Source organism: Algoriphagus mannitolivorans DSM 15301 (genome assembly GCF_000429425.1).
Lineage (GTDB): Bacteria > Bacteroidota > Bacteroidia > Cytophagales > Cyclobacteriaceae > Algoriphagus > Algoriphagus mannitolivorans.
The window spans coordinates 70,924-84,983 of sequence record NZ_AUBV01000007.1; the positions used below are offsets into that span (position 1 = coordinate 70,924).

Annotated in this window: 10 protein-coding genes; 9 read left to right on the plus strand and 1 reads right to left on the minus strand. The window is 41.2% G+C overall.

What is annotated here, in order from left to right:
• Positions 1-20: 20 nt before the first annotated feature.
• The 8 genes from rpe to G458_RS0108535 all read left to right on the plus strand — a co-directional run bounded on the left by rpe (position 21) and on the right by G458_RS0108535 (position 11,880).
• The gene (rpe, locus tag G458_RS0108495) at positions 21-671 is read left to right on the plus strand and encodes a ribulose-phosphate 3-epimerase (protein WP_026951528.1); all 651 of its coding nucleotides are present in this window, start codon (positions 21-23) and stop codon (positions 669-671) included.
• Positions 672-788: 117 nt separating this feature from the next.
• Entirely contained in the window at positions 789-1,289 is a 501-nt protein-coding gene (locus tag G458_RS0108500) for a hypothetical protein (protein WP_026951529.1), read from the plus strand.
• Between the two features lie 89 nt (positions 1,290-1,378).
• Positions 1,379-2,401 carry a hypothetical protein gene (locus tag G458_RS0108505; RefSeq protein ID WP_026951530.1) on the plus strand — a complete coding sequence of 341 codons (1,023 nt, stop codon included), beginning with the start codon at positions 1,379-1,381 and terminating at the stop codon, positions 2,399-2,401.
• Positions 2,402-2,496: 95 nt separating this feature from the next.
• Entirely contained in the window at positions 2,497-5,016 is a 2,520-nt protein-coding gene (gene gyrA / locus G458_RS0108510; RefSeq protein WP_026951531.1) for a DNA gyrase subunit A, read from the plus strand.
• A 25-nt stretch (positions 5,017-5,041) separates the two neighbouring features.
• Positions 5,042-6,250, plus strand: coding sequence for a tetratricopeptide repeat protein (locus tag G458_RS0108515; RefSeq protein WP_026951532.1), 1,209 nt, complete (start codon positions 5,042-5,044; stop codon positions 6,248-6,250).
• A gap of 156 nt (positions 6,251-6,406) precedes the next feature.
• Positions 6,407-7,519 carry an acyloxyacyl hydrolase gene (locus tag G458_RS0108520; RefSeq protein ID WP_026951533.1) on the plus strand — a complete coding sequence of 371 codons (1,113 nt, stop codon included), beginning with the start codon at positions 6,407-6,409 and terminating at the stop codon, positions 7,517-7,519.
• A 92-nt stretch (positions 7,520-7,611) separates the two neighbouring features.
• Positions 7,612-10,074 carry a PIG-L family deacetylase gene (locus G458_RS0108525; RefSeq protein ID WP_026951534.1) on the plus strand — a complete coding sequence of 821 codons (2,463 nt, stop codon included), beginning with the start codon at positions 7,612-7,614 and terminating at the stop codon, positions 10,072-10,074.
• A gap of 102 nt (positions 10,075-10,176) precedes the next feature.
• Positions 10,177-11,880 carry a sodium:solute symporter gene (locus G458_RS0108535; RefSeq protein ID WP_026951535.1) on the plus strand — a complete coding sequence of 568 codons (1,704 nt, stop codon included), beginning with the start codon at positions 10,177-10,179 and terminating at the stop codon, positions 11,878-11,880.
• A 50-nt stretch (positions 11,881-11,930) separates the two neighbouring features.
• Here G458_RS0108535 and G458_RS0108540 read toward each other — a convergent pair whose 3' ends face one another.
• The gene (locus tag G458_RS0108540) at positions 11,931-12,779 is read right to left on the minus strand and encodes a DUF2911 domain-containing protein (protein WP_026951536.1); all 849 of its coding nucleotides are present in this window, start codon (positions 12,777-12,779) and stop codon (positions 11,931-11,933) included.
• A 356-nt stretch (positions 12,780-13,135) separates the two neighbouring features.
• On the opposite strand from G458_RS0108540, the gene G458_RS0108545 reads away from it, so the two are divergent.
• Positions 13,136-14,056 carry a 2-hydroxyacid dehydrogenase gene (locus G458_RS0108545; protein WP_026951537.1) on the plus strand — a complete coding sequence of 307 codons (921 nt, stop codon included), beginning with the start codon at positions 13,136-13,138 and terminating at the stop codon, positions 14,054-14,056.
• The last annotated feature ends 4 nt before the right edge of the window (positions 14,057-14,060 follow it).

Consider the following 14,060-nt stretch of genomic DNA (forward strand, 5'->3'; position numbering starts at 1 on the left):
CCAAGTATAAACAAACATCCATGCAACCATTAATTTCCCCATCTATTCTCGCAGCCGATTTTGCCAACCTTCAGCGGGAGGTAGAAATGCTGAATGATTCCCAAGCGGATTTTGTCCATGTAGATATTATGGACGGGGTATTTGTTCCGAATATTTCCTTTGGAATTCCCGTGACTGAGGCAATTCACAAGCACTCTAAAAAGCCTTTGGACGTGCATTTGATGATTGAGCAACCGGAGAAATATTTGGCTTCATTCAGAAAAGCCGGTGCAGAGATTATCACAGTTCACTATGAAGCCTGCACACATTTGCACAGGACTATTCAAGAAATAAAGGATCTCGGTGCGAAAGCTGGAGTTGCTATTAATCCTCATACTCCTGTAGAGCTGTTGGAAGAAGTTATTCAGGATCTTGATTTGGTATGTATCATGTCGGTAAACCCTGGTTTTGGAGGGCAAAAGTTTATAGAAAACACCTATTCCAAGGTTTTAAAGCTGAAAAACCTAATCCAGTCCAAAGGGGCAAATACTTGGATAGAGATAGATGGTGGAGTTAATCTAGGAAATGCCTCCAAATTAATTGAAGCTGGAGCTGACGTATTAGTTGCAGGAAGTTTTGTGTTTAATTCTCCTGATCCTAAGCAAGTTATCCAAGGATTAAAAGAGATTTAATTAAGCTGAACAAGCTTGCCGTTTATCATAAAAAATCTAAAAAGGCTTAATTAGAGCTTGGAATTTTCCTCTGTGAAGGTTTTATTGAAAATTAAATCAATTTAAACCACATTAGTTATGAGAAAAATTTGGATGTTTTTGGCTCTTTTTGGAGGCTTAAGTTTTGCTTCAATCGCACAGGAAGCTGCAGAATCAGAAGTTGTTACAGAAGATGATATTACAAAATTCGCTACTGTAGAAGTGATGACTGCTAAATATGTCGACGCAAAAACTGAGGAGCTAAGAAATATGATCATAAATAATGAGGTGATCGACGGAGGGGCAAGATATAATGAGATTAAGGCTGCTTGGGGCAATGCTGAAAAAGAGGCCGAAATAAAACTTACTGAAGAGGAAAAGGCTGCCTATCAAGCAATTAAAGATTTTCAGGATTCTTTGCAACAGTCTGTAGTAGAATACAAGACTGAGTTGATCAAAAACGATGAGATCTTGGGAGTTTCTACTTACAACAAAGTAAATGGAGCAATTAAAGAGGATCCTGCGATGAAAGAAAAATTGGATCAGAAAATCGCTCAACTTAAATCTGAAAAAGATACTGCAGAAACTGACGGACAATAAGTTTACTGGCAATAAATTTGAAGAAGTCTCTTAACAAAGAGACTTCTTTTCATTTATACCTACCTTATCTCCTGAACCGTTATACTCTCATGAATCATAAAATTCTATCGCTCAGTTTAGTATTTGTCTTTTTTGTCCATCAGAATATTCAGGCTCAGGGAGAGGATATTTTTGGGATAAGCGATAAAGCAAAAAATCCCAAGAGTGAGTCTTCCATAGGAAATGCGGCCCGGAATATTTTGGAGCTTTTTTCTCTAGAACTTTCTACGGGAGGGGCTTATCAGAATATGGGGATGAAATTTTACTCTGAAAATCCAGGGCTTTATCCACTGACTCAATTTCAAAATTTTGAAAATCCCTTGGACATCACTCCTGAAAGCCCGCTGGAAATGAGTGGAGGTGATTGGGTGGTGCCTTTATTTAATGGTGGAGTCAGAATCAATTTATTTAATATCCTCACCATCGGTGGAGGATATGGAATGGAGTGGGGGAAGTTTGGCACACTGGAAGGTGGAGATTTTCAGTTTCCCATGGAAGGACCTACCTACAAGCTCAGTAAGACCTATGGCACAGTTGGCTTAGTCCTGTATGATGCTAAGAGGAGACAGAGTTTTTTGAGATGGAAATACCGAAGGTACAGTTCCAACAATTTATACATGCAATCAGAATTGCGTCAGCGAGCCAGACAGATTTATCCTTGGAGATTTATTCTTGAAGGTGAGTATGGCAACATGCGGATAAAAGATTTTTATGATCCTGCCTTGGATAAGCCTAATGCACCTTATGACCCCAAATTAGCGCTTTCTGCTGACCCTTACTTTGGACTGGGATTGAGAATTGAAAGAGACTTTTCTGAGTACACTAAGCTGTTTATAAAGGGAGGAGTAGATTTTAGGAAATTCACCTATGCCGCTTCTGATTTTTCTGAAATTCAGAACATTGACCAAAATTTATATGGAATGCAGGTCGGAGTAGCCATTAAGATTCCCGGGACCAAGCGGTGCAAAATCTATGGTTGTGGAGTCGTGATGAAGCATTTGCATGATGGAATTGAATACCGTGGAAGTGGCATTTTTCAACTCCAAAACAGGAAAATAGGACAGTGGTATTAATCCCAATTGGTACGTTTTAACTTTCAGACCAGGGTTTTATTACCTTGGTCTTTTTACTATCTTGCAGCCTAATTTGACGCGCGAAAAAGCACTTTATGGCCCAAGGAGAAAACGAGCACATTATTCCTATCAATATTGAAGAGGAAATGCGTGGAGCCTACATCGATTATTCGATGTCGGTAATTGTTTCAAGAGCACTTCCAGATGTACGAGACGGATTAAAGCCAGTTCACCGAAGAATTCTATTCGGAATGCAAGAACTGGGAGTTTTACACAATAAGCCCTACAAGAAATCAGCAAGGATCGTGGGTGAGGTTTTGGGTAAATACCACCCTCATGGAGATTCGGCAGTTTACGATACCATGGTTCGAATGGCCCAGGAATGGTCCCTTCGTTATCCATTTGTAGACGGCCAAGGTAACTTTGGTTCTGTGGATGGTGATAATCCAGCGGCAATGCGATATACCGAGGCACGCCTTCGTAGAATCGCAGAGGAAATGCTAGTGGACATCAACAAAGAGACTGTTGACTTTCAGTTCAACTTTGATGATTCCCTCAAGGAGCCAACCGTATTGCCTGCAAAAGTCCCAGCATTGCTTCTCAATGGAGCTTCGGGTATTGCAGTAGGTATGGCTACCAATATGGCTCCACATAATCTCGGAGAAATCATTGATGGCATTGTTGCCTACATTGACAACCGGGACATCACGATTCCCGAATTGATGCAATACATCACGGCTCCTGATTTTCCAACAGGAGGCATTATCTACGGATATAACGGCGTTAAGGCTGCCTTTGAAACAGGTCGAGGCCGTATCGTTGTTCGAGGCAAAGCCAATATCGAGACCAAGGATAATGGCAATAGGGAGATGATCGTCATCACCGAGATTCCATACATGGTCAACAAGGCCAATATGGTCGAGAAAACTGCCCAGTTGATCAACGAGAAAAAAATTGATGGCATATCTGCGATCAGAGATGAATCTGACCGTTCCGGGATGCGAATCGTCTATGAATTGAAGCGTGATGCTGTGGCAAATGTGGTTTTGAATAACCTTTACAAGCAGACTCAGCTCCAAACCTCTTTCTCAGTAAACAACGTTGCCCTTGTCAAGGGAAGACCACATACGCTTAATCTGAAAGACTTAATCGTGCACTATGTAAGTCATAGACACGAGGTAGTGGTGCGAAGAACTGAGTATGAACTCAAAGAGGCAGAGAAAAGAGCCCATATCCTCGAAGGTTATTTAATTGCTTTGGATCATTTGGACGAGGTGATTTCGTTGATCAGAAGCTCTGCAGATCCAGAGACAGCCAGAAATGGCTTGATGGAGAAATTCAGTCTGAGTGAGATTCAAGCACGTGCAATTCTGGATATGAGACTTCAGCGTCTTACCGGAATGGAGCGTGAAAAGATCATTCAGGAATACAAGGATATCATGGCTTTGATCGAAGAATTAAAAGAGATCCTTGCCAATGAAGATAAGCGAATGGAAATCATCAAGACCGAGCTTTCTGAAATGAAAGAACGGTATGCGGATGATCGTCGCACTGAGATCGAGCACAATGCGGAAGATTTCAGCTACGAGGACATGATTCCGAATGAAGAAGTCGTCATCACCGTTTCTCATGAAGGATATGTCAAGCGAACTGCTCTTACTGAATATAGAACTCAGGGAAGAGGTGGAGTAGGTTCACGTGGTGTAAGTACCAAAAATGACGACTGGACAGAGTACCTGTTCACGGCCTCTACCCACAACTATCTGTTAATCTTCACAGACAAGGGTAAATTGTTCTGGTTAAAAACCTATGCTATCCCAGAAGGATCCAAAACTTCCAAAGGGCGACCAATCCAAAACCTGATCAATATTCAATCGGATGACAAAATCAGGGCAATCATTCAGGTAAATGACCTGAATGATCAGGATTATATCAATAATCATTTCCTGGTCATGGTCACCAAACAAGGTATTATCAAAAAGACCACTTTGGAGCAATATTCCAGACCTAGATCTAATGGTATCATTGCTTTGAATATCCGGGAAGATGATCAATTGGTGAATGTGGATATGACCAATGGAGATCAGCATATCGTCATTGCAGCTAAGTCAGGACGAGCTATTCACTTCCATGAATCAGCTGTAAGACCGATGGGCAGGACCGCTACAGGAGTAAAGGCGATAACGTTAAATAATGATAATGATTATGTCATTGGCATGGTTTGTGCCTCCGATGACAATGCAACTCTGTTGGTAGTTTCTGAAAAAGGCTATGGAAAAAGGTCTCTTCTTGACGAATACCGAATCACAAATAGAGGTGGCAAAGGGGTCAAAGCAATGAACGTGACTGATAAAACAGGAGCCCTTGTAGCGATCAAAGAAGTAGTAGATACTGATGACCTGATGATCATTAATAAATCCGGAATCACCATCCGGATATCTATGGATGAATTGAGAGTCATGGGCCGCGCCACACAAGGTGTTCGCTTGATTCGAGTAGGCGAGGGGGATGAGATTTCTTCTGTAGAAAAAATTTCAAGGGAAGAAGATGAAGCCGAAGAATCTTCCGATCTTGCAAACGAATCTTCTGATTCTACCGAAGAAACAACTGAATAACCAAACAAATAAGATCAAAACTCAAATGAAAAAACTGATTCTCTCAGTAGCCCTAGTGGGTGCAACCACCCTGGCATTTGGACAAAAAAAAGTAGTTCGAGACGCAGAAAAAGGATTTAAATCCGGTGATTTATCTGCTGCTCTTACTGCAATCGATGCTGCTGCTACAAACCCTGAAACTAGTGGTGACCCTGCCACTTTCGTGTTAAAAGCCCAGATTCAAACCAAAATGTTTGGAGCTGATTCATCCAATACCATGGAAACCTTAAAAGTGGGTAATTCCGCTTTGGCAACCTTTGGAAAAGCTATGGAAATGGCTGGTGGTGATAAAGGTTCCGCTACTGGTAAAGCTGTTTTCGCTGATGAATTACCTGGTATTCCTGATAACCTTAGACCATACTCTGTCAATACGCTTAAAAACCTTTCCTTCGATAAGGCAATTGACCGATACAACAGTGAAGATTTGGAAATGGCTTATGAATTCTTCAACCTAGCTGGCGAAATTGATAAGACAGACTCCACAATCCACTACAATGCCGGTTTCCTTGCCAATGATCTGGGAAGATTTGAAGACGCTAAAAGACACTTCAACCTACTGTTGGAACTTCCAGAATACAATAAGTTGAATGCTTATTACTTCATGGTTCAAATTCTTAGCACTGAGGAGAAAAACCCAGAAGCTGCTTTGGATCTAGTAACTAAAGCAAGAGATCAATATCCTGATGATAAAGTATTGGCTGAATATGAAATCCAGCTTTTGCTTCAGTTGAACAGAATGGATCAGGCGATGGCTCAAATCAAAGAAGCTTTGGCAAATGATCCAAACAACCCAGGTTTGTGGTTGAGATCTGGTTACTTGAAAGAGCAGTCTGGCGATGTAGATGGTGGACTTGCTGATTACAAAAAGTCAGTGGAAATCGATCCTGAGTTCTACCAAGGAAACTATTACACCGGTGCTTTGCTTTTGGAAATCTCTACAAAGATGTTAAACTCTTTAAATGATCTTTCTGACGCAGAGTGGGAAAAGCAATCTCCAATCATAGGAGCTAAGGCTGATGAAAATTACAAAGAAGCTATTAAATACTTTGAAAAAGCTTCAGCATTGCAACCAGAGAACACTGATGTAATGATCATCTTGTATCAGATCAACACCCGTTTGAAGAACACTGCTGAGGCAGAAAAATATAACCAGAAGCTTATCCAGCTTTTGGGACCAAACTGGATGGATAATTAATTCCTGATAAACATTGAAAAAGACCAGCTTCGGCTGGTCTTTTTTGTTTCTGAGCCCATGGAGTTATCCTGTAAATAGGTTTTTATAACAACTGTTTGACTTCCTTTCCGTAAGGAGTCAAAATAGAATTTTCCGAGTGGAATTGTTCAAATGAAAATGTCTAAGAGGTATTTAACACTTCAATTTTTGGGATTTTTGATGTTTTTTTCTGAGACAGAAGCTCAATCCCTTTATCAAAAATCAATCAAAGTATCCTATGAAATCGGTCCACTCATCAGTAACGGAACCGAGTGGGGAGATCAGGTAAAGGACTTGGTAACTTATAGAGGTATTGATGTGCAGTTTAGCTGGAGGGATTTTAGCCAAAATGTCTATTCTTCCCTTTACAGACATCCCCGGTATGGATTGGGACTCAATTCAACATTGTTTTATTCCAAAGAAATTGGTCAGCCTATCTCAGTGTATGGCTTTTTTGATATTCCATTTACCCATCCAAAGCCTGACCAAAAAGTCGAGTGGGGATATTTTAGCCAAATTGGAATGGGATTTAATCTCAAGCCATACGATCCTGAAAATAACCCTATAAATCAATACATCGGCTCAAAGATCAATTCCTATATTCATCTTGGCTTCTATTCCTCAATTTCATTTTCTTCGAGAATTGAGGGAATAGCTACCATGGGATTGAAACATTATTCCAATGGATCTACCAAAAAGCCAAATGCTGGGATCAACCTTTTCCCCGTGAGTCTGGGAGTAAATTTCAAATTGGGAGAACAAATGGACCCTCGCGTTTCCAAGCCACTGATTGCTCCCTTTCAAACACGAAGGTTCTGGAATTTTGCCCTTTACACAGGAATAAAAAATTATGAAGTCGGTGCTCCGAGTTATTTTCGAGGAGGAGCTGGAATAAACTACCTGATCCAGCCTGATTACAAATATAAATTTGGCATTGGCATGGATTTCTTTTGGGCGCAAGGGATGAACCTTAGATTTCCTGACGGAAAACATTCCTTTAGCGATCAAACATCAGTCGCTATTGTAGGATCTTGGGAATGGCAACTTTCTGAAAATTTATATCTCCCGATTGGTTTTGGGGTTTATCTTTCCCGCAATGAATTGAATCAGGAGGTCACTCCATATTATGAAAGGGTGGGAGTGAGGTACAGATTTGCCAATAATCTTTTTACCGGTTTGCAAATTAAAGCCCATAAGGCAAAAGCTGATTTTTTTGAATTTACTGTTGGATACACACTTCCTACACGATAAAGCCAAATTGGTAAGGATTCTTATCCAGTGGTAAAATTTATTTTTGATTTCCATGGGTATAGCTCTAGTTTAGATTGTCAATTATTGCCCATATGATTCACTCGAAAATAACTCGTGTTTTAGTCTTTATTTCATTTGGCTTTTCCTGCCTCTATGCAAGTGCACAATCGATTCCCTCTTCCCAGATTTTCCATGAACTTCAAAAGATAAAAGAAACCCGAAGGGTTTTGTATGTAGCTGCCCATCCCGATGATGAGAACACCAGGCTGATTGCCTATTTGGCCAATGGAGAACACATGGATGTCGCCTATTTGAGCCTTACCCGAGGTGATGGCGGACAAAATCTAATCGGAAAAGAATTGGGCGTGGAATTGGGGCAGATCAGGACTCAGGAACTTTTAAAAGCTAGAGAAACGGATGGAGGAAAGCAATTTTTCACCCGTGCGATGGATTTTGGCTATAGCAAAGATCCAACTGAAACGCTTCAAAATTGGGATAAGCAAAAAGTACTTTCGGATGTAGTATGGGCCATTCGAAAGTTCCAGCCCGATATTATAATCACCCGATTTAATACCATTCCGGGTGTCACTCATGGACATCATACTACCTCTGCGATTCTTGCTGGAGAAGCATTTGCATTGGCAGGCCGAGCAGACATTTTCCCTGAACAATTGGCCTATGTGAAACCCTGGTCACCCAAGAGAATTTTCTTCAATGCCTACAATTTCAGAGGTGATTTTCAACCTGAAGAAGGCAAAAAATACCATGCCTTTGAAGTGGGGGGCTTTGATCCGCTCTTGGGCAAAACCTATCATCAAATAGCAGCAGATAGCCGGACAATGCATAAATCTCAGGGTTTCGGGGCTACAGCAGGTACCGGAAAAGCCTTGGATTATATTGAGCTGGTAGATGGGCCAGATTATTCTGATGGACCTTTTGACGGGGTGGTCAATCGATGGAAGCAGATTGCCGGAGGAACTCAAATCGAAACACAAATTCAAAAAGTGTTGGATCAATTTGATTTCCAAAATCCCAGTAGGAATGTACCCGCTTTGCTTTCTCTGAGAAAAGCTTTGCAAGGTCTTGGGAATTCGGAGTTTTGGGTAAAAGAAAAGATCAATAAGCTAGATCAATTGATTTTTCAATCCATGGGACTGGAAATAGAGTTGATTTCAAGGGTAGAGATTGCCTTCCCCGGAGATCAAGTTAAGGCTGAGCTGATCATGACCAATCCTTCATCAATTCCTGTGAAAAACATCACTTTGCAAGTGCTTGATACTTACTTTACCGGAAAGGGTGATGAGGTTTTTGGTAATCAGTCGATCTCTTGGCCAATTGATTACACCATTCCGGGTGATATGCCATTCTCTCAGCCTTATTGGTTGAGAAATCCAATCGATGGAGCTCTGTATTCTATTCCTAATCAGCAGCTTATTGGGCTTCCTTTTTCTCCCGACTTTGTGGGTGGGGATTTGAGTTTTATGATTAATGATCAACTGTTTAAGGTTCCAGTCCAACAGTTTTACAAGTACAATGATCAGGTCGATGGGGAAATCAAGCAGCCTTTTATCCTAGTGCCGGAGGTCGATTTGACGCTAAGTAAGGACAATGTTTTTATAGTTCCGGGAGCAGAATCCACTGTAGTTGTTTCGGTCAATTTTAAAGGACAGTTTTTGGAAGGTGAATTGGACTTCGAAGGATTGGATGCTTCTCAGTTTAAAATTTTAAGTATTGAGGACGTTGCCTACCAGAAAAAACGAAATTATACGGTTTCATTTTTACCAAACGGGGTAGGGAAAAAGGTCATTACTGCCAGATTTAAGACTCCAGATGGGAAAAGCTATAATCAGATCTCAAGGTCAATTTCCTATAAGCATATTCCTAATATCACTTATTTCAGTCCGGCATCCATCAATTTGATTCAGGCCGACTGGAAAGTATCCCAAGCCAAAATCGGTTATATACCCGGAGCTGGAGATGATGTACCGGGAGTGCTTTCAGCTTTAGGTTATAAGGTGACAATGATCAGTGAAGGCGATTATTCCGTGGAGAATTTAGCCCAATACAAAGCTATCGTGGTAGGAATTCGAGCATACAATACCAATGAAGCCTTGGCTGCAAATCAGCAAGTTTTAATGGGTTATGTTAGATCCGGCGGAAATCTGATCGTGCAGTACAACACAAGTTCTCCACTGCTAACCAATCAAATTGGCCCTTACCCATTTGTGATTGGAAGGGAAAGGGTGACTGTTCAGGAGTCTGCCATAGAAGCAGATTGGTCAAGCTCAGTACTTTCTTCTCCAAATAAAATCACCTCTCAGGATTTTGAGGGATGGGTTCAGGAAAGGGGCTTATATTTTGCCAATCAAATCGATTCAAATTACCAAACTCCTCTCCTGATGCAAGATCCCGGAGAAGAGCCCACAAAAGGAGCTTTAATCTTTGGAAAATACGGGGATGGCACCTTTGTTTATACCGGAATTTCCTTCTTCCGACAGTTGCCTGCCGGAGTGCCCGGGGCAGTCAAATTATTCATCAACTTGATCGAACAATAAATTGGAAGAGCAAAATACCAACTGGACTAGAATCTACTTAGGGCTGCTGTTGAGCTTGGGAGTTTTGATTGCTTTGTTTTATTGGTTAACCCAGGCCTTTGCATGAGTACTCTAGACTGGATCGTACTGTTTTGGACGCTATTTTCGATAGCTGCCTTTGGGATCTATAAGACCAGAGGGAAGAAAAATCTCGACTCCTATCTCCGGGGTAAAAACTCAATGAATTGGTGGACGATAGGTTTGTCTATTATGGCTACCCAAGCCTCTGCGATTACTTTTTTAAGTACTCCGGGACAGGCTTACGAGGATGGTATGCGGTTTATCCAGTTTTATTTCGGGTTGCCGATTGCCATGGTGATTATTTCGGCCACATTTATTCCGATTTACTACAAGCTCAAAGTCTATACAGCCTATGAGTATTTAGAGAATCGGTTTGATCTTAAAACCAGGACGCTCACCGCTTTGCTTTTCATCATCCAGAGAGGACTTGGAGCCGGAATCACCATCTATGCGCCGGCTATTATCCTTTCTACACTCTTAGGTTGGAATTTGACCTTAACCAATATCCTCATCGGAATGTTGGTGATTCTTTATACAGTTTCAGGGGGGACTGAGGCAGTTTCGATCACCCAAAAGCAACAAATGGCTGTGATGATGGGCGGGATGATTTTGGCGGGCATTATTGTCATTCAATTGCTTCCGATCTCTTTTGGGGAAGCCCTTCATGTGGCAGGTAAAATGGAAAAACTCAATGTGGTCAGCTTTGAGTTTGATCTCGCTGATCGATACAATGTCTGGTCAGGGATGACTGCTGCAGTCTTTTTGTTTCTGAGTTATTTTGGTTCAGATCAAAGTCAGGTTCAGCGCTACCTCTCAGGTCAGACTTTGACCCAAAGCCGAATGGGTTTGATCATGAATGGGTTTTTGAAGATTCCCATGCAGTTTGTCATTCTCTTTATTGGAGTCATGGTTTTTGTTTTTTATCAATACATCCAGCCTCCGGTTTTTTTTAACAAGGTCCAGACTGAAAAAATCAAATCCAGTGAGTACGCCGGGGAGTTTGAATCTTTGGAATCACAATACGAAGCTAGCTTTCAGGAAGGCCGCGTAGCCTATCAGGAAATGCTTGCGGCGATTGAATCAGATCAGGAGGAAAAGGCCGATGAAATCAAAGGAAGAATTCAGGATATCAAAAAAGAACAAAGTCTGATTCGTGAGGAAGTCAAGTCGCTGATCGTGAAAAATGATCCGGATGCAGAAACACGGGATACCGATTATGTATTCATGAGATTTGTGATGGACTATTTGCCTCCGGGGATTGTGGGCTTGTTGTTTGCGGTGATATTCTCAGCAGCCATGTCTTCCTCTTCTTCTGAACTAAATGCCCTGGGGTCCACTACTACCATTGATTTGTATAAAAGATCAATGAAAAAAGATGCAAGCGACCTACACTATTTGCGCTCCTCTAAAGCTTTCACAGCTTTTTGGGGATTGGGAGCAATACTTTTTGCGACCTATGCCTCACTCTTTGAAAATCTGATTCAGGCGGTCAATTTGTTAGGCTCCCTCTTTTATGGGACGATTTTGGGAGTCTTTATTGTGGGGTTCTTTTTGAAGTGGATTAGAGGAAATGCTGTATTTATTGGTGCCTTATTGTCCCAAGCTTTGATCCTCTTGGTCCATTTCAAAAACGGAGTGGGCATGATGGGTTTCTACTGGGATATCGGTTTCCTCTGGTATAATGCCATTGGCTGTCTGGCTGTGATGGGATTTGGATCGGTCGCACAGTTATTTATGAAAAAATAGCCAAGAAAAAACCTCTGAGAATCTCAGAGGTTTTTTCATTTGCTGACGTTTTATTTCAAGGTTTTTAAAAGTCGCTCGTTTAAACCTACATAATCAGGATTTTTGGCTTCAGTTGCCAAATCTCTGGATTTAGTAGCGGACTGGAAGGCATCAGTTTTCATCCCCAAAGCAGCCTCTATTTTTGCTCTGAGGTGTACGGTCCAATATTTTGGGTCTTTATCGGTGGATTCCTTGATCCAAGTGTAAGCTTGGTTGATGTCTTTTTTATTATTGAAATAATAAAAAGCTGCCTGATACAACAATCCTGGATCTGTGGAATTTGCGTCGATCACATATTTCTTGATGTCTGCCATGACGATGGGATCCACATTGCTGCTGATTTTGAAATCTACGCGTGTGTTTTCCCATTTTAAAGAAACATCTGCACTATTGTCAGTAAGGTTGTTGAAGGAGATTTCGAAGGTTTCGTATTTTTTGCTGGTTTTTCCTGCAGGTACATTGAATCTCAAAAAGTCATCTTTGGCGTCGTATCCAATGGCTCCCCAAAGTTGGGTGTTTTTGCTCAAAACAAGGGTCCAATCGGATTTTCCAGGCACAGAATAGAGTGCATAGGATCCCGCAGGCACTTCCTTGCCAGCTACAAAAACAGCAGTAGAAAAACTGATTACAGTAGCTCCATTTGCACCCGTTCTCCACACTTGGCCATAAGGAACCAATTCACCGAAGATTTTTCGTCCTTTCGTGCTCGGACGGCTATATTCTAAGGTAACGTCAGTGAGCCCGACTCTTTGTGAAACCTTTGCTGAAGGGCTGGCTTGCGGCATCTGGATTTGCTGGGCAAACCCAGAAAACCCTGCAATTAACATGAAGAGAAAAGTGAGTTTAAGTTTGGTTGTCATATTTCTGAAAGTTTTAGAATAGATTCTGAACTCACTCAAGACTTGAAGAAGTTCCATTTGGTTGCAAATTGTGAAATAAAAATTCATAATCTGAATTTCCTCTTTTCATTCATCAGGTAAATGACCTTTTTAAATCAGGCGTAAGAGAAGTCAGATGTTCTGATTATGCTCGGGATTCCTAATGGATCTTAGCTAATTTCGAACCTCAAATAAGATCTTTTTAGCCCATCAGAAATTTAGAAAGACGATAAAAAGGAGATTATTTTTCGAATTTTAATGAGTTGGGAATTTTGATCAGTGGATTTTTTACGGGAGGGATATCCAGTATTTTTACAGTCCAATTACTAATTAATTTCATGAGTTTAGCCATTATCAGCCCTGGAAGAAACCCTCAAATTTGGATTGATGCACTTCGGAAATATGATCCTGAAATTAAGATTCAGGTGTATCCGGAGATCCAACATCCAGAAGAAGTTGAAATGGCTTTGCTTTGGCAACATCCTCGTGGGTATCTAAAAACCTTCCCTAATCTAAAATTAATCAGCTCTTTGGGAGCAGGAGTGGATCATATTCTGAGTGATCCCGCGGTTCCGGATAGCATGCCTATTGTCCGAATCGTTGATGAAAAGCTCACTTGGTCCATGACCAATTATGTGGTGATGGGAGTGCTTAATTTTCACCGACAACTGACACGCTACCAAAAGGATCAAAAAAGGAAGGTTTGGGATATGACTAATCCTGAAATTCCCGTTAGAGTAGGAGTAATGGGAGTTGGGGCACTTGGAGGAGACGTATTGGATAAATTAAACTACATGGGTTTTGATGTAGTTGGATTCGGTTTCAGTGAAAAAGAGAGCTTTCCCTATCCGTATTTCTCCAAAAAGCAATTGCAGGAATTTCTAGACAATATTAACGTACTAGTTTGTCTACTTCCTTTGACACCAGACACAGAGGGGATCTTAAACAAAAACTTATTTGAAAAATGTCAGAAGGGGACATTTTTGATCAATGTGGCAAGAGGAAAGCATCTGGTGGAAGAAGATCTTATCCCGGCGATTGATGAAGGATATCTATCTGGGGCATTATTGGATGTTTATCGGGTGGAACCGTTGCCAGAAGAGCATCCATTCTGGGAGGAATCCCGGATTCAGCTCACTCCACATATCGCAAGTGTGACCAATCCTACAGCAGCGGCTCCACAGATTATTGAGAATTTCAAAAGAATGAAATCCAACCAAGCCTTGATCAATCTCGTAAACCGCGACAGAGGTTATTAATTTT

Excerpts from the sequence above, each read along its gene's own strand:
- rpe (WP_026951528.1), top strand. The coding sequence starts at position 21 with ATGCAACCATTAATTTCCCCATCTATTCTCGCAGCCGATTTTGCCAAC.
- G458_RS0108500 (WP_026951529.1), top strand. The coding sequence starts at position 789 with ATGAGAAAAATTTGGATGTTTTTGGCTCTTTTTGGAGGCTTAAGTTTT.
- G458_RS0108505 (WP_026951530.1), top strand. The coding sequence starts at position 1,379 with ATGAATCATAAAATTCTATCGCTCAGTTTAGTATTTGTCTTTTTTGTC.
- gyrA (WP_026951531.1), top strand. The coding sequence starts at position 2,497 with ATGGCCCAAGGAGAAAACGAGCACATTATTCCTATCAATATTGAAGAG.
- G458_RS0108515 (WP_026951532.1), top strand. The coding sequence starts at position 5,042 with ATGAAAAAACTGATTCTCTCAGTAGCCCTAGTGGGTGCAACCACCCTG.
- G458_RS0108520 (WP_026951533.1), top strand. The coding sequence starts at position 6,407 with ATGTCTAAGAGGTATTTAACACTTCAATTTTTGGGATTTTTGATGTTT.
- G458_RS0108525 (WP_026951534.1), top strand. The coding sequence starts at position 7,612 with ATGATTCACTCGAAAATAACTCGTGTTTTAGTCTTTATTTCATTTGGC.
- G458_RS0108535 (WP_026951535.1), top strand. The coding sequence starts at position 10,177 with ATGAGTACTCTAGACTGGATCGTACTGTTTTGGACGCTATTTTCGATA.
- G458_RS0108540 (WP_026951536.1), bottom strand. The coding sequence starts at position 12,779 with ATGACAACCAAACTTAAACTCACTTTTCTCTTCATGTTAATTGCAGGG.
- G458_RS0108545 (WP_026951537.1), top strand. The coding sequence starts at position 13,136 with ATGAGTTTAGCCATTATCAGCCCTGGAAGAAACCCTCAAATTTGGATT.